The 19,023-nt window shown below is 36.5% G+C and carries 17 protein-coding genes; 15 read left to right on the forward strand and 2 right to left on the reverse strand.

Translation table 11 applies throughout. The features are described from left to right. Positions 1-51 precede the first annotated feature (51 nt). The 5 genes from V6R96_RS07060 to V6R96_RS07080 all read left to right on the forward strand — a co-directional run bounded on the left by V6R96_RS07060 (position 52) and on the right by V6R96_RS07080 (position 4,324). Entirely contained in the window at positions 52-1,074 is a 1,023-nt protein-coding gene (locus tag V6R96_RS07060; RefSeq protein WP_336378490.1) for a glutaminyl-peptide cyclotransferase, read from the forward strand. A 99-nt stretch (positions 1,075-1,173) separates the two neighbouring features. Beyond that, the gene (locus V6R96_RS07065; RefSeq protein ID WP_407934753.1) at positions 1,174-2,199 is read left to right on the forward strand and encodes a glutaminyl-peptide cyclotransferase; all 1,026 of its coding nucleotides are present in this window, start codon (positions 1,174-1,176) and stop codon (positions 2,197-2,199) included. Between the two features lie 80 nt (positions 2,200-2,279). Further along, on the forward strand, positions 2,280-3,245 hold the full coding sequence (locus tag V6R96_RS07070) for a hypothetical protein (protein WP_111954771.1): 966 nt from the start codon (positions 2,280-2,282) through the stop codon (positions 3,243-3,245). 29 nt (positions 3,246-3,274) lie between these two features. After that, the gene (locus V6R96_RS07075; RefSeq protein WP_336378492.1) at positions 3,275-3,889 is read left to right on the forward strand and encodes a deoxynucleoside kinase; all 615 of its coding nucleotides are present in this window, start codon (positions 3,275-3,277) and stop codon (positions 3,887-3,889) included. A gap of 84 nt (positions 3,890-3,973) precedes the next feature. Continuing rightward, complete coding sequence (locus V6R96_RS07080) at positions 3,974-4,324, forward strand: arsenate reductase family protein (protein WP_111954773.1); 351 nt, start codon at positions 3,974-3,976, stop codon at positions 4,322-4,324. Positions 4,325-4,363: 39 nt separating this feature from the next. Here V6R96_RS07080 and V6R96_RS07085 read toward each other — a convergent pair whose 3' ends face one another. Together V6R96_RS07085 and V6R96_RS07090 are read right to left on the reverse strand one after the other, a co-directional pair. After that, positions 4,364-4,669, reverse strand: a complete 306-nt coding sequence (locus V6R96_RS07085) for a DUF493 family protein (protein WP_111954775.1) — start codon at positions 4,667-4,669, stop codon at positions 4,364-4,366. Between the two features lie 39 nt (positions 4,670-4,708). Further along, positions 4,709-5,380 (reverse strand): DUF4197 family protein, encoded by a 672-nt coding sequence (locus V6R96_RS07090; RefSeq protein WP_223559166.1) that lies wholly within the window; start codon positions 5,378-5,380, stop codon positions 4,709-4,711. A 349-nt stretch (positions 5,381-5,729) separates the two neighbouring features. On the opposite strand from V6R96_RS07090, the gene V6R96_RS07095 reads away from it, so the two are divergent. From V6R96_RS07095 to V6R96_RS07135, 10 genes are all read left to right on the forward strand, one after another. Next, a complete protein-coding gene (locus V6R96_RS07095) occupies positions 5,730-8,570 on the forward strand; it encodes a SusC/RagA family TonB-linked outer membrane protein (protein WP_336378493.1) in 2,841 nt (946 codons plus the stop codon). A 12-nt stretch (positions 8,571-8,582) separates the two neighbouring features. Beyond that, positions 8,583-9,998, forward strand: a complete 1,416-nt coding sequence (locus V6R96_RS07100) for a RagB/SusD family nutrient uptake outer membrane protein (protein ID WP_336378494.1) — start codon at positions 8,583-8,585, stop codon at positions 9,996-9,998. A gap of 73 nt (positions 9,999-10,071) precedes the next feature. Then, positions 10,072-11,463, forward strand: coding sequence for a glucoamylase family protein (locus tag V6R96_RS07105; protein ID WP_336378495.1), 1,392 nt, complete (start codon positions 10,072-10,074; stop codon positions 11,461-11,463). Between the two features lie 107 nt (positions 11,464-11,570). Further along, the gene (locus V6R96_RS07110; protein WP_223559170.1) at positions 11,571-12,278 is read left to right on the forward strand and encodes a prolyl oligopeptidase family serine peptidase; all 708 of its coding nucleotides are present in this window, start codon (positions 11,571-11,573) and stop codon (positions 12,276-12,278) included. 210 nt (positions 12,279-12,488) lie between these two features. Further along, the gene (gene bglX, locus V6R96_RS07115) at positions 12,489-14,816 is read left to right on the forward strand and encodes a beta-glucosidase BglX (RefSeq protein ID WP_336378496.1); all 2,328 of its coding nucleotides are present in this window, start codon (positions 12,489-12,491) and stop codon (positions 14,814-14,816) included. 88 nt (positions 14,817-14,904) lie between these two features. Then, complete coding sequence (locus V6R96_RS07120; protein WP_223559172.1) at positions 14,905-15,291, forward strand: hypothetical protein; 387 nt, start codon at positions 14,905-14,907, stop codon at positions 15,289-15,291. 278 nt (positions 15,292-15,569) lie between these two features. After that, positions 15,570-15,983 (forward strand): hypothetical protein, encoded by a 414-nt coding sequence (locus V6R96_RS07125; protein ID WP_223559173.1) that lies wholly within the window; start codon positions 15,570-15,572, stop codon positions 15,981-15,983. Positions 15,984-16,206: 223 nt separating this feature from the next. Continuing rightward, entirely contained in the window at positions 16,207-16,347 is a 141-nt protein-coding gene (locus V6R96_RS20760; RefSeq protein WP_407934744.1) for a bacteriocin-like protein, read from the forward strand. A 239-nt stretch (positions 16,348-16,586) separates the two neighbouring features. Next, positions 16,587-18,014: an adenylosuccinate lyase gene (purB, locus tag V6R96_RS07130; RefSeq protein WP_111954791.1), complete on the forward strand. Its 1,428-nt coding sequence runs from the start codon at positions 16,587-16,589 to the stop codon at positions 18,012-18,014. 45 nt (positions 18,015-18,059) lie between these two features. Beyond that, positions 18,060-19,019: a WG repeat-containing protein gene (locus V6R96_RS07135; RefSeq protein ID WP_336378497.1), complete on the forward strand. Its 960-nt coding sequence runs from the start codon at positions 18,060-18,062 to the stop codon at positions 19,017-19,019. The last annotated feature ends 4 nt before the right edge of the window (positions 19,020-19,023 follow it).

Below are 19,023 nucleotides of genomic sequence, written 5' to 3' on the forward strand. Positions count from 1 at the left end.
TGGCAATACGGAATAAAATTTGCTATTTTTGGAGAAATATTTAGAAATTCAATGAAAAAGAATATAATAGTAGGTTTAGCGGTGGTTTTGATGTTGGCGTCTTGTAATAAAGATGAGAAAATCCTGAACACTTTGAATGAGTATAATAATTCAATGGTAGAAAAAGGATATCATTTTGGGGATAAACTTGAACTTCCGAAAGAAGTGACGGAAAATGCCGAAAGCATCAGTATCAGCTTTGGAGATAAAGAAACTTCAAGCTTAACTGTTGACCCTAAATTCTTTACATTAGGTGATAATGCCGTTACTTTTAATATCAAAACAAAAGGCGGAAAAACCCTTAATCAGGATGCAACCATCAATGTATTTGCAAAAAATCCTGAAAAAACCATGGCATATCAGATCATAGCTGAATACCCGCACGATCCAAAGAATTTTGTTCAGGGTTTCCAGATCGAAGGAAATACAATCTATGAAAGTGACGGGCAGAACGGCTCTTCACAGATCCTTAAATATACATTAGGAACTACAACCCCGCTTGCTTCTACAAAGCAGGCTCAGGAAGATTTCTCTGAAGGAAGCACCATTGTAGGTGATAAAGTATATCAGCTGACGTGGCAGAGCAAAAAAGGCTATATTTATGATAAAAGCTCTTTGAAGCTGCTTTCAGAATTTGCTTACCCGAATGTTTTGGGCGAAGGTTGGGGACTTACGTATGACGGAAAAAACCTGATTGCATCGGATGGAAGCAAGCTTTTATACTTCCTGGATGCCAACAATCCTTCAAAACTGATCAAATATGTTGCAGTAGCAGGAAGTTCCCAGATCTATGACCAGCTGAATGAACTGGAATACCACAACGGATTTATCTATGCGAATGTATGGCAGGAACCTGTCGTATTAAAGATCAATCCTGCAACGGGAGAAGTAGTAGGTACATTTGACTTTACAGATATTGCAAAACAGAATACCAAAGGAAGTGATGACGTATTGAACGGTATTGCTTTCAAAGGCGACAATATGCTCGTAACCGGTAAAAACTGGCCTAAAATCTATGAAGTTCAGATCAAATAATCTGAATGAAGATTTATCTATAAAAAAAGCGTTCCTTAGGAGCGCTTTTTCATGAAAGGACTAAAAATTTACTATTTTTGACGAATGATTAATAAGTCACTGAAAAGAAATACCATAGCAGGTTTTGCAATAATTTTTCTGCTGTCATCATGTAATAACAATGAGAAAATGCTTGATTCTCTGGCTGATTACAATAATTCAAAAGAGGCAAAGGGCTACCATTTTGGAGATCGGCTTACTCTTCCAAAAGAAGTGACAGATAATGCAGAAACAATTATGGTAAGCTTTGGAGAAAATGAAACTTCAAATTTGACAATTGATCCTAAGTTTTTCACGTTGGGAGATAACAACGTTACTTTTATCATTAAAACCAAAAGCGGTGAAACCTTAAGTCAGGATGCAACAATTAATGTTTTTGCAAAAAAAACTGAACAGAATATTTCCTACAACATCGTAGCAGAATATCCTCATGACCCGACTAATTTTGTCGAAGGATTTCTTATGGAAGGCAATATGATTTACGAAAGCGCCGGATTAGACGGTGATTCTAAACTTGTAAAATATACTTTAGGTTCATCCACTCCAAGTGTTATAGAAAAACAGCCCATTGATGTTTTTTCTGAAGGCTGTGCTATTGTTGGTGATAAGATTTACCAGCTGACCTATAAAAATAAAATAGGTTTTGTGTACGATAAAAACTCATTAAAAAAACTTTCCCAATTTCCTTTACCGAATATGATCGGCGAAGGGTGGGGACTAACGTATGACGGGAAAAATCTTATTGCAACCGATGGTTCAAAAAACCTTTATTTTCTGGATATAAACTCTCCTTCTAAGGTAGTCAGAACAGTGTCTGTTGCCGGACACGCTGAAACCTACAACAATATTAATGAGCTGGAATTTCATAAGGGTTTCATTTATTCCAATGTTTGGCATAAACCTATTATACTAAAAATCAATCCTGCTACAGGGGAGGCCATAGGGAAATTTGATTTTACGAAATTAACCCATGAAAATGATCAGGGTAACAGTGAACATGTTCTAAATGGAATTGCCTTTAAAGGTGATAACATGTTGATAACCGGTAAAAACTGGACGAAAATTTATGAAGTTGCCATTCAATAAATTCATTATTTAAAATTTAAATAAAAGTGTGTAAATTGCCGACGTTCCGCATAGGAAAATTATCTTTACCAAAATAGATTTTGAAATTATTTTACATCATATTTATCTTCTTTTTCTGTACAGTAAACGCACAGAAGTCCCTTCCTTTAGATACATTAAAGCTGAAGGAAGCTAAAGATATGCTGGCGGACGACTACGGCAATCTCTATATCTATAAAAACAAAGATTTCAGTTTTACCAAATACGATTCTTTAGGAAAACAGCTTGGAAAAATGATGCTTACGGTGCCATATAAAGTACAGTCTGTGCAGAACCCGCTGAGCCTGGCATTATTCTCAGAAAATGCCCAGGAAATGAAATTTGTCGATCAGAATATGAACGAGATCCAGAAAATAGATTTCAGACAGAAGTTCGGGTTTATCAAAATGGCCTATGCCGAAGATCTTCAGCAGCTGTGGCTTCTGGATGACAGTACGAAACGACTGATTCAGTATAACTTCAGAAACGATACAACAATTAATTCTTATCCTTTTGATATCAGTTTTGATGATATGATGGATCTGCTTGTATTTGAAAATAAAGTCTATATTTTAACCCGGAAACATATCCGGATATACTCGCTGAAATTTGAAAAGCTCTTTGAAGCTCCACTTGAAAACGGGAAAAGATTCAGACGGGAGAATGATGTTATTTTGGTGGTCGCGGACAATTCGATCCTGAAATATGACCCGGAAAAAGGGATGATTAAAATTTTTGAAGATAAAGACGCACAAATTGTGGATAAAAACATCCTTTCTTATTTTGAAATCAAAGCGAACAAACTCTATCTTTACAGCCTTGAAAAAATAAAGGAAACTAAACTGCAGACAGAACCCGAAACCAAGCAGGTTGCTCCGCCAGCTCCAGAACCACCATCTGAACAGCCAGTTGGAACAGAAGTGGAAAAAACTGATGTAGAAAAGACGGAATCTGATAAAAAAGCTCCGGATAATACTCTACAAAAGCTGATGGAAGACACATCCGAGGTTCAGGCTGCAGGTGTTTAGTCAGGATTAAATAAAAAATATTAAGGAGAATGCATATTGCAGTTACAGGAAATATTGGTGCCGGTAAAACAACATTAACTACGATGCTTGCCAAGCATTACGGATGGGATGCACAGTTTGAAGATGTAGATCACAACCCTTACCTCGAAGATTTTTATGCGGATATGAGCAAATGGAGTTTTGCACTTCAGATCTACTTTTTGGGAAGCAGATTTCGTCAGGTTAAAGAGATCAGGGAAAGCGGTAAGAATATTATACAGGACCGTACGATCTATGAAGATGCCCATATTTTTGCTGAAAACCTAAATGACATGAAACTTCTTTCAGACAGGGATTTCAATAACTATGTATCTGTTTTCGGTCTGATGAAGTCTTTCGTCTCTGCTCCGGATCTGTTAATTTATCTTAAATCCGATGTTCCGAATCTTGTGAAAAAGATCTACAAAAGAGGAAGGGAATATGAAGCATCGATCAGTATTGAATACCTGTCAAAACTCAATCAGAAATACGAAAAATGGATCTCCGATTATACTGAAGGAAAACTTCTGGTAATCGAAGTGGATGACCTGGATTTTGTAGAAAAGCCCGAGGACTTTGGGTTTATTCTTGAAAAGATAGAAGTAGAACTGAACGGCTTATTTTAACAAATTTTTATCAGAATTTAAGAGAAGCTCTCCGTTTATTCTTCCTAACTTTAAGGAGAAAGTTCAATTTTAAATAGTAACATTATGATGGTTAAGGTTTTACATAACGGGAACTGCTCTAAATCAAATGCTGTACTTGAGTATCTTGATGAAAACGGTGTGCCTTTTGAGATCATCAACATCATGGAAGATCCGTTGAGCGTCCTGGAAATCAAAACAGTATTGAAAAAGCTGAATCAGAGCGTATTTCATATGATCCGTAAAGCAGATAAGCTGTATATGGAAAATTATGCTGATAAAAATTATTCTGAAGAAGAATGGATTAAAATCCTGTCTGAGAATCCTTCCCTGATACAGAGGCCTATCCTGATCAAAGGATCTGTTGCCATGCTGGGGAGACCTATTGAGAATGTAAAATTCTTTATTGAAAAATAATAATAAAAAAGTCAGCTTTTAGCTGACTTTTTCTTTTCTCTACAATAGAATGACGCCTTCTATTTTAGCGACATCTTTATAAATATTCACCACCTGATCTGCATCCAGAACGAATGCATTGATATTACATGCAGTGTATTTTCCGTTTTTGCTTTCGCGGTTTCCCAATGTAAACTTGATGCCATCAAAAACTTTATAAATTTCAGTAAGTTTTGCCTGATCTGTGGGAATGATAAATTTAAATAAATAATCTTCAGGAAAGTCATGGTGACCTTCCAGTTTCTCCTTCAGAGAATTATAAAAATCCTCAGGGTTAGCGTGTTGGTTTCCTTGTAATATGTCCATCTGCAGTTGTTAAGTTATATAAATATAGCGAAAATTTTTCTATTTTCCAAGTGGTCCAAGCAGTGCTTTAGAGTTCTGATGCTCGTAATCTTCAATGATATTGAACAGTCCGTTCACCAGCTGTTCAGAGGCAAGTCTGCTCAAGCCACCGGTGTTTACATTACTGTTGCTTCCACCAAGAAGGCTGCCCAAAAGATTATTTCCTGAAAGAGCGGTATTGATTGTTTTTGCAATTCCATATTCATTCAGTTTCTCATCCACTTTGGGAGCGATGGCAGCAACGAGCTGCTGAGAGGTCTTCTCCTTTAAGATCTGTGTTGCTGTTGTACCCTGAATAATTCTTGTCACATCCTGTGCATTTAAACTGTTTACAGCCCCTTGTAGAATAGGTTTTGATGTGTTAACGGTATATGCTGCTGCCTGTGCAATAAAATCTCTTTCCTTAGCTACCAGGGAAGGAGCAATTTTTTCAAGGGTAGAATTAATGTCTCTCAGCTCTTTTGGAAGAGCCTTATCCACCATATTATTTTGAAGGAAAGCTTCCTTGTTGCTGTAAATCCCCATTCCTTTATCTATACCGTTCAGTAAAACTCTTTTAATAATAGATAATCCAAGGTCGGATGTCGCCATGGTGGTGCAGGATTGAACACTGGTAAAAATTAATGTACCGGTTCCAATTAATAATGCTGCTGTTATAATGTATTTTTTCATTGATCTTTTTCTTATTTTTCCAAATATTGCGCCAAAGGTAAACACTATAACCGTATTAACAAAATATTAAATTCTTATTACGTATTTGGGGATTTTTTTGTTAAAAGTAAAAGGTTTTCGATTAGGTATTTTGTTGTAAATTCATATTTATAATGTAATTTAGTTATTCTAATGTGAATTATTTAGCTTTCTGTATAAGATTCATCTGAGTTTTTTAAATTTTTACAATATGTTAACATTGTTCGATTTTTTTTCTATTTTTGAGTAATGTCTTTTTTTGAGAATTTAAATAACTCCACTAAGAAGGACATGTTTTTAAAATTAGATTGTACGAATAAAATTGAACTATATGAAACAACGTGATTTAAAGTATTCATGCCTCATTGCGGTTTTGTACTTCGGTATGAACGTCAATGCGCAGACTACACCGAAGGACACTCTCAAAGAGCAGAAGATCGAGGAAGTGGTTTTGATAGGATATGGCTCTCAGAAAAAAGAGAATGTGACCGGAAGCATTGCTACAATTAGTGCTAAGGACATATCAGACAGACCTAACTCAAATCCCATCAGTTCTATCCAAGGTAAAGTGTCTGGTGTTCAGATTCTTAACTCCGGTGCACCTGGGGCATCACCAAGAGTAGATATTCGAGGTATTGGATCCATAACTGGGAAAACGGTATTTATTGTAGACGGAATGATTACAGATGATATCTCATTTTTGAATCCGCAGGATATTGAATCAATGAGCATATTGAAAGATCCATCCAGTTTAGCCATTTTTGGAGCTAAAGCATCCAATGGAGCAGTCATTATTAAAACAAAAACGGGTAAGGGTAAAAAACCAACCTTTAATTTCAACTCATATCTTGGAGTTAAAAAGGTAACTAACGTTCCGAAAATGGTTAATGGTGACCAATACGTTGAGCTATATAATGAAAAGTATATGAATGATATACGTGTAGGTGGACAGGCATTCGATCCTACAAAAATTATATCAAGATCTCAATTTCCGGCAGATACAAACTGGTTTGATGAAGTGTTATCACAAGGAATTATCAGCTCATCTGATATTTCTGCTTCAGGTAATCTAGGTAAATTGAATTATTTCTTAAGTTTAGGTTACTTAAAAGATGAGGGAACTTTAGAAGCCGGACGTGGTATGAACTCGGGAAATGATTTTGGAAGATTAAATACTAGAATTAATCTTTCCTATAAGATTACTGATAATTTAACGATTGGGGATAATTTTACCTGGGCTGATATTCATAATAATAATGCAAACAATCCATTATTGACAGCTTATAATGCTCCACCAGTATTCTATCCGATTGATCCTACTACCAATAATTATGATTATATTACTTTAGTGAGTGTAACGAATCCAAGAGCCATGCTGGATTTATTCCGCTCAAAAACCAGACAGCAACGTATGCTGAATAATATTTGGGCTGAGTATAAGTTTCTTAAAGACTTTACATTGAGAGTGAGCTATACTTCTGATAATACAAATACCAGTAAGTATGAATTTACTCCTACTGCAACCTATATTCCTCTACCAAACAGGTCTCTTTTGGTAACAAGAGATTCCAGAAACAGAGATTATGTGTGGGATAACACATTGTCCTGGAAGAAAAAACTAGGTCTTCATAATATTGAATTACTTGCCGGTTTTTCACGTACTCAAAATTATTATCGTGAAAATTATCTGGAAGCCAGAGATATTGTATTTAATGGTAAAGATAGTAGTCTTGATATTTCCTCAGGAAATGAAATCTATGGAACTACTATAAGCCCACCAGATGATCCTCGTGCTGTTACTCCCTATAAAAAAAGAATAGAATCAACATTTGGAAGACTTAATTATGATTACGCAGGTAAATATCTTTTAAATGCTTCGGTTCGTAGGGATGGAGCAACAGGGTTCTCTTCTGATGACAGATATAAAGTATTTCCAGCAGTAAGTATAGGCTGGGTAATCTCGAAAGAAGGATTTATGAGTAATCAGAATGTATTTAATTTACTGAAGTTAAGAGCAAGCTGGGGCAAACTTGGTAATCCGGAAGTTTCGAGAGATTATGATAATCTTACTAGTATTCTTACAGGTGGGGCTTATTTTGGTGGGATTGGCAATCCTGCACAAACTGTTACTAGAATTGTAGACCCAACTATTACATGGGAAACTACTACTGGTCGTGATCTAGGGATTGAAATGGCTTTGCTTAATAATAAACTAAAAATTGAAGCAACTTATTTTGACAAAGATTCTAAAGATGTAGTTTACGGAATTAATCAGCCAACGACGTCAGGGGCCAGTAATGCTAATAATTTTGTAACAAATGCCTATTCTTTCAACAATAAAGGATTTGAAGGATCTGTTAGTTATGATGCAAGAGTAAATGATCATATTAAGTTCAGCGTTTTTGGAAATATTACTACTTTGGATAACAAAATTACAAGTGTATATGCAGATTCATACAATCAGCCTGGAGTAAGCTTATTTGGAAATCCTATCATAAGACTTGAAAAAGGGCAGGCTGTAGGCTCATACTATGGATATAATGTAATCGGAGTATTCCAAAACGATGCGCAGGTAGCTGCAGCACCTACTTATTCGTCTGTGAAAAAAACTGTGGGAGGTTTTATGTTTGAAGACAGAGATGGAAACGGTGTGATAGATGCTAATGATAAAACATTTTTAGGAAGTCCGATTCCGAAATTTACTTATGGATTTGGATTTAATGTGAATATCTATGATTTTGATCTGGCAATGGATTTCCAGGGAGTATCCGGAAACAAAATTTATAACTATAACAGAGAACAGAGATTTGGTAATGAAAGCTGGGATCTAGATTTCTACAATAACAGATGGCATGGAGAAGGAACTTCAAATACATATGCTATGACCACCAATGACCAGGGAGTTATTGTTCCAAGTAGTTTTTATGTAGAAAACGGAAGCTTTTTCAGAATCAGAAATATTCAGATAGGGTATAATATTCCAAAAGATGTTTTAGGGACAGCAATCCAGAAGTTACGTTTTTATGCAAGTGCTCAAAACCCTTGGACAAGCTTTAAATATCATGGTTTCTCACCGGAAATTTTGAATACGGATAGAGTACAAATGGGTATAGACAATAATATTTATCCTATATCTGCAATATATACGGTTGGGGTTAACGTAACTTTTTAATTTAATTTTATCATGAAAAAAATCATATTTTCCATATTCATGCTTTCTGCAGTTTTAAGCTGTAAGAGTGATTATCTAGATATACCTGTTGAAGGAAGAACTGATGCTTCAGAATTCTTTAAAACAGAAAGTGATGCTATACAGGCTACCAATGCAATTTATAATTTTTTAAGAAGCTGGGATAATTCAGCATTTCCATACCAATATCTTTTTGGAGTGCCGGCTGATGATGTATTAAAAGGCTCAAACCCTGGAGATGCTTCTTTCATTAACGCATATGATCAGTTTACTTTTACTTCCAGTGATGAAGGCGTTAGAGGATACTGGGCTGGCCAATGGCAGGCAATTGCGCGTTGTAACCAGGTAATTTCAAAAGTTCCTGCTATTGAAATGAATACTGCTCTAAAAGACAGGCTTTTAGCCGAAGCGAAATTTTTACGTGCCTATTTTTACTTCAACTTAGTAAGAATATATGGAGGCGTTCCGATTTTTGATGGTCTTCAGGAAAATTATAATATTCCCAGAAATACAACAGATGAAGTCTATAACTTTATTATTTCTGATTTAACAGCGGCTTCGCAGGTTTTACCCCAGTCATATGGTGCTTCAGATCTAGGTAGAGCAACTAAGGGTGCTGCATTAGGTATGTTGTCAAAAGTATTTTTATATAAAAAAGACTGGCAGAAGGCTTATGATACTTCTAACCAGGTGATTGCAATGGGCTATTCATTAGATACCAATTTCAACCATTTATTTAGAGTGGCAGGAGAGTTTGGTACTGAATCGGTTTTCGAAATTGACTGTGCTTGTACAGGGCAATACAAAGGAAGCCAGTATTCACAGGTACAGGGGGCAAAAGATCAGTTTGGCTGGGGCTTTTTTACTCCTTCCCAAGCACTGGAGAATGCTTTTGAGCCTGGTGATATTCGTAAAGAATTAACAATTCTGAGAAACGGAGAAATTACACCGGAAGGTGACCTTATTAATGCCAATCCAACGTCCGTTAATACGTATAATCAAAAAGCTTATGTTCCTAAAAGTCAGCAAAATACAGCTTGTGACGATGGGTCTGTTCAAAATATCAGGGTTTTACGCTTTGCTGAAGTCTTGTTAATCAATGCAGAAGCTGCAAATGAACTGGGAAATACTGCAACAGCAATTACAAATCTTAATAAAGTAAGAACAAGAGCCCAGTTGCCAAATACTACAGCATCTTCTCAATCTGCTTTAAGAACAGCGATCTGGCATGAAAGAAGAGTTGAACTTGCTATGGAGGGTGACCGTTTTGTGGATCTAGTAAGAACAGGACAGGCTGCTACAGTGCTGGCTCCTTATGGATTCAAAGCTGGAAAGAATGAACTTTTCCCGATTCCTTTTATAGAAATAGGACAAAGTAATGGAGTTTTAACCCAAAACCCAGGCTATTAAAATCAGTCATAAAAACTTAGAGGAGAATGAAAGTTCTCCTCTTCTTTTAGTAAAAACAGGTAAAAAAGATTTCATGAAAAGGACCGTATTATCAATTGCTGTGACCTCTTTATTCTTTGCATACTCTTGCAAAAACTCCAAATCTCCGAAACAGGAAATTACTCAAAATGAAGCCGTGAAAAGCAACATTACTGATGAACAGCTTATGGACAGAGTTCAGAAAGATGCATTAAAATATTTTTGGGACTATGCGGAACCCAAATCCATGCTGGGAAGAGAGCGTTACCATGAAGACAATATCTATCCGGATAATGATAAGCATGTAGTGACAACAGGCGGCTCAGGATTTGGATTGGCAACGCTTCTGGTAGGAGTGGAAAGAGGATTCATTCCAAGACAGGACGCGGTAAAAAGGCTGACTCATATGATGGATTTTCTTGCTAAAGCAGACCGTCATAAAGGTGCCTGGTCCCACTGGATCAATGGAGAAACAGGAAAAACTGTTCCTTTCGGAAAAAAAGATAACGGTGGAGATCTGGTTGAAACCGCATTTCTTACTTCCGGAATTCTGATGGTCCGTGAATATTTTAAAAACGGAAATGCCGAAGAAAAAGCCCTTGCTGCAAAATGCGATGAGCTTTGGAAAGGAATTCAGTGGAACTGGTACACAAAAGGAGGCGAAAAAGTCCTTTACTGGCATTGGTCACCAGAATATCAGTGGGAAATGAACTTTCCGCTGGAAGGGTATAACGAATGTCTTATCACCTACATTTTAGCTGCTTCATCACCTACCCATCCAATCGATGCTGAAACCTATTACAAAGGCTGGACGAGAAATGGAAAATACCTTACAGATAAAACAAAATATGGACTTCCTCTATATGTAAAACACAATTATGCCGAAGAATACGGCGGGCCGCTTTTCTGGTCACAATATTCCTACATCGGTCTGGATCCTACCGGACTTTCTGACAAGCTGGTGAAAAACTATTTTGACTTAAACAAAAATCAAGTCCTTATCGACTATAAATACTGTGTTGAAAATCCAAAACAGTGGAAAGGCTACGGGCCAAATTACTGGGGTCTGACAGCCGGATATACAAGAAATGAAGACGGAAGTACAGGATACACTGCCCACATGCCTGGCAATGACAACGGAGTGATCACACCTACAGCAGCACTGAGCAGCTTCCCGTATACTCCAAAAGAATCGATGAACTTTTTGAGATTCCTATATACTGAGAAACCTGAGTTTATTGGCTCGGCAGGACCATATGATGCTACTTCAGTGAATTACAACAATTGGTTTACACCAAGATATTTAGCCATAGATCAGGGCACAATAGCACCTATGATTGAAAACTACAGGACCGGATTCCTTTGGAAATTATTTATGAATGCCCCTGAAATTCAGCAGGGACTCAAGAAATTAAGTTTTCAGTCTGAAAAATATGGCATTAAATAATTATAAATCTTACCTTCAGCAGGATTTTCATGAATAGAAACAGACTTTAGTCCGTTCAAATACAAAGTAACACACCAAACGGCTTTAACCAAACCCTGATTAGCAATATGAAATTAAAACTAAAACACCTTCCACTTTTACTCCTTCCGCTTTCATTACACGTGAATGCTCAGGAAATAAAAGCAGAACTCAATAAAGAAATTAAAAGAACAGAAAAGATATCTTATATTCTCGATTACCCTCAAAAGGTAAAAGGAAATGTTCCGCTGATCGTGTTCCTTCACGGATCAGGAGAAAGAGGTAACAATCTTGAAGCAGTCAAGGTACACAGTCCGTTTACATATAAAAGCCTGATCAAAGAACCTGTAGCCATTTTAGCGCCGCAGTGTCCTGCAGATTCATGGTGGGATACAGTGACAATTTATAACCTGATCCAAGAAATTCAGAAAAAATATAAAATTGATGCTTCAAGAATTTACCTTACAGGACTTTCCCTGGGAGGCTGGGGAACTTTGAAACTCGCCATGGAACATCCTGAAATGTTTGCAGCAGTAGTGCCGGTTTGTGCACCTACAGATATGATCATGTATGCAAATATCAACCAATATAAAGATCTGAATATGAAGATTTTTCATGGAGGAATGGATGATATCGTTCTGCCTGAAAATGCATTTAACTTCTACCAGAGATTACATCCGGTAAACCCGTCAGCAGAATTGATTATTTTCCCTAATGACAATCACAATTCATGGGATTCCACCTATTCAGACCCTAAACTGTACGAATGGATGTTGTCTAAGAAAAAAGGAGAATAGAACTTTTAGTGAATAATGCAGAACCAAAAATCAAAAATGTTTAAAGAAAAGGGGGAGATAATAATATGATCAATTTTATCGCAGATAAAATCCTTGCACCTAAAAAACATAAAGCTTAAAAAAATAGCGCCTTTGCATTATCCAACAAAAAAAGACCCCACGGTTAAACAATAAAATAAAATTAGAACTATAATTTAAGAAGATAGATTTATGAAAAAGTTAATTGTACTCGCAGCTTTAGCACTTTCACCTGTGTTTTCCGCACAGGAAATGGTAACCAAGCCGGTGCAGTCTTACCAGACAGCCCAATATCAGGCGAAAAGAAAAGCTTTCGTAGAGAATCTTTTGTCTAAGATGACTTTAGATGAAAAGATTGGCCAGCTCAACCTGCCTACCTCCGGAGATTTTACAACCGGACAGGCTCAAAGTTCAGATATCGGAAAAAAAGTAGAGCAGGGATTAGTAGGAGGATTATTTAATATAAAAGGAGCTGATAAAATCAAAGCTGTTCAGAAGGTCGCTATAGAAAAAAGCCGTCTGAAAATTCCTTTGATCTTTGGAATGGATGTCATCCATGGTTACGAAACCACTTTCCCGATTCCACTGGGCCTTGCTGCTTCATGGGATATGAACCTGGTACAGCAGTCTGCAAGAGTTGCTGCGAAAGAAGCGTCTTCAGACGGGATCAACTGGACTTTCTCGCCGATGGTGGATATTTCCCGTGAACCGAGATGGGGAAGGGTTTCCGAAGGTTCCGGAGAAGATCCTTATTTAGGCAGCGAAGTTTCTAAAAATATGGTCTATGGCTATCAGGGAAAAGATCTTTCCGCCGGTAATACCATTTTAGCCTGTGTAAAGCATTTCGCACTATACGGAGCGGGAGAAGCTGGACGTGATTACAATACGGTGGACATGAGTCATGTGAGAATGTTCAACGAATATTTTCCTCCATATAAAGCAGCGGTAGATGCAGGAGTAGCTTCTGTAATGGCCTCTTTCAATGAAGTGGACGGAGTTCCGGCAACCGGAAATAGATGGCTGCAGACTGATGTTCTGAGAAAAATGTGGAACTTCAAAGGTTTCGTAGTGACCGATTATACCGGGATCAATGAAATGACAGAACACGGAATGGGAGACCTTCAGCAGGTATCTGCTTTAGCCCTGAAGGCCGGAGTAGATATGGATATGGTAGGAGAAGGATTTTTAACAACCCTGAAAAAATCCCTTGACGAAGGAAAAGTTACGCAAGCTGAGATCGATATGGCTGCAAGAAGAATTCTTGAAGCAAAATACGATCTTGGATTATTCGATGATCCTTACCGTTACGGTGATGCAAAACTGGCTGCAAAAGAGGTTTACAATATGGAAAACCGTAACATAGCAAGAAGTGCAGCAGCCCAGTCTATGGTTTTATTAAAAAATGAGAATAATGTATTGCCACTGAAAAAATCCGGTACAGTAGCCGTAATCGGACCATTGGTTAATAACTCACTGAATATGGCGGGAACATGGAGTGTTGCCACAAAACATGCTGCCTCAGTTTCATTAATGCAGGGTCTTCAGGCTAATTATGGAAAAGAAGTGAAATTTCTTTCCGCAAAAGGTGCTAATATTGATTACGATGCTAAATTAGAAGATATCTATGCAGCTCACGGTAAAAAAACAGACAGGGATAATCGTTCTAAAGAAGAATTATTGAAAGAAGCAGTTGACGTAGCCAACAAAGCAGACGTTATCGTTCTGGCAATTGGAGAATCTGCCGAAATGAGCGGGGAGTCTTCATCAAGAACAGAAATTACCATTCCCCAGTCACAGGTTGATTTATTAAATGAACTGAAAAAGACCGGAAAACCGATCGCGATGGTACTTTACACAGGACGACCGTTAGCTTTAACCAATGTAAAAGATACACCTGATGCTATCCTGAACGCATGGTTTGCCGGATCAGAAGCAGGAAATGCTATTTCAGACGTTTTATTCGGGAAAGTAAATCCTTCAGGGAAACTTCCGATGACCTTCCCGAGAAGCTTAGGGCAGGTTCCTATTTATTATAATGCAAAAAATACTGGCCGCCCGTTAAGTCAGGATAAAGTCGATAAATGTGTGTATGAAAGATTCCGTTCCAATTATATGGATGAGTGTAATACACCACTATATCCATTCGGTTACGGTCTGAGTTATTCTAAATTCAGCTATTCCGATATGTCAGTTTCAAATCCGAATCCAAAAGGAAATCAAACGATTCAGGCTTCAGTAACGGTTACTAATTCCGGAAATTATGACGGGGCTGAAGTGGTGCAGTTGTATATCAGAGACCTGGTAGGCAGCATTACCAGACCGGTAAAGGAACTGAAAGGATTCCAGAAAATTTTCCTAAAAAAAGGAGAATCTAAAAAAGTAACTTTCGATATTATACCAGAAAGCTTGAAATTCTACAATGGAGAATTGAAATTTGACTGGGAACCGGGAGAATTTGATATCATGATCGGAACCAATTCTGATGATGTGAAACATTCAAAGATCAACTGGACTAAATAATATAACCAAAGCCATTCTTTTGAATGGCTTTTTCCCTTTTTTTTGGCATGATTTTTAATAGCACAGTTATAACTTTAAGATAATAATTATGAAAAAAACGATTTTACTTGGCGCAATGTTTTTGGGTTCTTTTATATTCGCACAGATCAAAGGTGGTGATCGAGATGCACATGGGTGCATCGGTTCTGCAGGATATACCTATTCCCAGATCAAAAAAGATTGTGTAAGAGTATTTGAGCAGAAGATTAAATTAACAGAAGTTGCCCCTAAAGGAAGCTCTACTTCAATGGCTGCCGTGATTTTTAGTAAAGATTTGAAGAAAGCCGAAGTTTTTGTTCCGGATACGGATGGAGAGAGCCTGATTCTTACAAGAGCAGGAAAAGGTAAAATCTGGAAAAAAGATGGATATGCATTGGTTCCTTTCAAAAAGAATGGGTATCAGCTTAAAAAAGACAATGTTGTGATTTATCAGTAAATCCAGATTTATAAAATACAATTGAGACTGTCCGTTAAGGCAGTCTCTTTTTTTAATTGAATAAAGAGTGTAATTCTACGAACATATATTTTCTACTAGGGCCTGGAGAATTGTATAATATGATCGGAACCAGCTCTGGTGATATAATATCTAGGAAATACATAACTAAATAATATATTTTGTAAACCCTTCAAAATAAGTGTTTTTTTTATATCTTAGGTTAGCTAATACCTTGTTACTATTGTTATTGTAAAAACTAAAACCATTAATATTTTACTATGAGAAAAACTATTTTATTGGGCGCAATATTCGTCAGTTCTTTAGCATTTACCCAACAAAAATCTCCAGTTTTAGGAGGTGATAGAGATGTTCATGGCTGTATAGGTTCAGCAGGCTATACGTATTCACAGATCAAAAATGATTGTGTGAGGGTTTTTGAACAGAAAATCAAATTAAAGGAAGTGAGCTCAGATAAAAGTTACACTTCTATGACAGCTGTTATTTTCAGTAAAGATATGAAAAGGGCTGAAATTTTCATCCCGGACGGAAATGCAAAAAGCATCATCCTTACCAGAGAAGGAAAAAGCAAAATGTGGAAAAGTGGAAGCTATATTAAAGAAGCTTATGTTTTGGTTCCTTTTAAGAAAAAAGGATATCAGCTTAAAAAAGATAATGTTGTGATTTATCAGTGATCCAATTTTAATACACAAAAGCCACTCGGAAAAGAGTGGCTTTTTTTATGAAACCAGGGTGGATTTTGACTTGTCTGTCAATTAAAAATACTCTTTGATAATTTGAAAAAAAATAAATAATAAATATTAAATTACACTTCCAGCTAAAAAATGTATATTGCTGTGACCAAATCATAGCGGAATCCGAAAAGCTTATAGAGTAGGAAAGTGTAAAAAATACTATATGAAAAATCTAAAAAAACTTACAAAACAAGAATTGAAAACAGTTCAGGGAGGTATTCCTATGTGCTTGCCAGGCTATTTCTGGTGTTCATTTGTGAAAAAATGCATATCTGTAGGGACAGAGTGTGGACTTGCTCTATAATAATCACTCTTTGCTTCTGTAAACAAAAGAAAAGCCGTTCGGAAGAACGGTTTTTGCTATTATAAGTGATTTAAATTTAGGCATGTTACTTTAAAAAATGATCTTTAGAAATAGGCTTTAATTTGCTTAAAAATGCAGGATAAAATGACCAACTTTAACTAAAATTTAAAACAGCATCCACAATTTTCATCTCTCACTGAAAATCCTTATTTTTGTACATCTAAAAAGTAAAAGAAAGAATGAATTCCTACAAAAATCCATTGGAAGAGCGCTATTCCAGTGAAGAAATGTTGTTTAATTTCTCACATAATAACAAATTCCGTACCTGGAGAAAGCTTTGGATCGCTTTGGCTGAAATTGAAAAAGACTTAGGTCTTGATATTACAGACGGGCAGATTGCTGAGCTGAAAGCTAATGCTGAAAATATCGATTATGATAAAGCAGCTGAGTATGAAAAAAAATTCCGCCATGATGTAATGGCTCACGTTCATACCTATGGTGATGTGGCGCCTTCAGCAAAAGGAATTATCCACTTGGGGGCTACTTCAGCTTTTGTAGGTGACAATACAGACCTTATTCAGATCCGTGACGGGCTTTTAATCTTAAAGAAAAAGCTGGTTAACGTCATGAAAAACTTAGCTGATTTCTCTATTCAGTATAAAGATCTTCCTACCTTAGGATTTACTCATTTCCAACCAGCTCAGCTGACGACTGTTGGAAAAAGGGCTACACTTTGGTTGCAGAGCTTGGTTCTTGATATTGAAGAACTGGATTTCTTCCTGGAAACACTTCGTTTCAGAGGAGTAAAAGGAACTACAGGAACTGCTGCAAGTTTTTTAGAACTTTTCAATGGTGACTATTCCAAAGTAAAACATTTAGATAAAGAGCTTTCAAAAAGATTCGGTTTTGAAAAAGTATTCGGTGTTTCTGGTCAGACTTACGACAGAAAAATCGATGCTAAAGTAGTTGCTTTATTAGGGAATATTGCTCAGTCTGCTCATAAATTCACCAACGATTTACGTCTTCTTCAAAACCTTAAAGAAATTGAAGAGCCGTTCGAGAAAAACCAGATCGGTTCATCAGCAATGGCTTACAAACGTAATCCAATGAGAAGTGAAAGAATCGGAGCATTGGCAAAATATGTAATGTCTTTGACGACAAGTTCCGCGATGGTAGCTTCTACCCAATGGTTTGAAAGAACACTGGATGATTCTGCCAACAAGAGGCTGACGATTCCTCAGGCATTTCTTGCTGTTGATGCTATTCTATTGATCTGGAATAATATCATGAACGGAATTGTTGTATATCCGAACAGAATCAACAAGCATATTATGGAAGAGCTTCCTTTCATGGCAACGGAATACATTATCATGGAAGAAGTGAAGGCTGGTGGTGACCGTCAGGAAATTCACGAAGTGATCAGAGTTCATTCTATGGAAGCTTCTAAAAAAGTGAAAGAAGAAGGAAAAGAAAATGACCTTATTGAAAGAATCTTAAATGATGATTCTTTAAAATTAGATAAATCAAAATTAAAAGAAGTTTTAGATCCTAAAAACTTTATAGGTTTCGCACCGATCCAGACAGAGGAGTTCATCAGTAATGAAGTTCAGCCGATTCTGGATAAAAATAAAGACCTGATAGGATTGGAGGCTGATCTTAAAGTATAAACATATGCAGTCCTTTTGGGCTGCATTTTTTATTTTATATTCAACATGAAAAAAACTCTTCTACTCATTTCCCTGATACCCATCCTTTCTTTTTCCCAGAAGAAAGAGGTCTTAAAATATTTTATTTCAAAAGATTCTTTGGTTGGAGTTAAAAATCAGAAAGATGAAATTATTGTTCCGGCCCAGTTTAAAATTTTTTCAAACATTGAAAATGGAGAATTAGTTGAAGGGGAGACCATTTATTTTGATGGGTTTAAAACAGGAGAAGCAAAAGAGAAAAATGCATGGGGATATGTCTATGATAAAAAAGGGAATTTCCTTTACAGGCCTTTCTTTTACGACAATGGAGCAGATTATTTTTCCGAAGGTTTAAGAAGATTCGTTAAAAATGGAAAAGTAGGTTTTGCAGACAGAAATGGAAAAGTTGTTATAGAACCAAGTCATGATTTTGCATCGCCTTTCAAGTATGGCTACGCTGCTTTTTGCGACGGCTGTGACTGGGAAGAAACAGAAGATGAGCACAAAGCAATCGTTGGCGGAACATGGGGAGTAATGGATTTCAAAGGGAAAATTGTAAAGCCCGTTTCAAAATCAGAAAATGCAGTAGAAGTTGGAGGGAAATATTTTCCAAACCCATTTAATTATAATGAAAAAGAGAAGACCATTCTTCAGTTTTTCAATGTACAAAACAAAAAGCTTTCAGAAATCTATTATGTCAATCATTATACAAAACTCTCTGATAATGAAAAGAAATTATTTTTTGAAATTGTAGAGAGACCAAAAGAAAATTTTCCATTCTATCAGGTAAATACGTATGATTATAGAAAAACGGAAGCAGGAATATCGGATTTTAAGTTTATAGTTTCAGAAGACGGTAAAAATATTTTTGCACTTGAATTTGAAAATGAAAAAATTCCTTTTCAGAAATGGCTGAAAGATGAGACAGAAAAGGCCGAACAGTTTCAGAAAGAACATCCCGATAATCCTAATAAATTTGTAAAATAACAAT

Origin of the sequence: Chryseobacterium sp. CCNWLW53 (assembly GCF_037083525.1) — a bacterium.
GTDB lineage: Bacteria > Bacteroidota > Bacteroidia > Flavobacteriales > Weeksellaceae > Chryseobacterium > Chryseobacterium lathyri.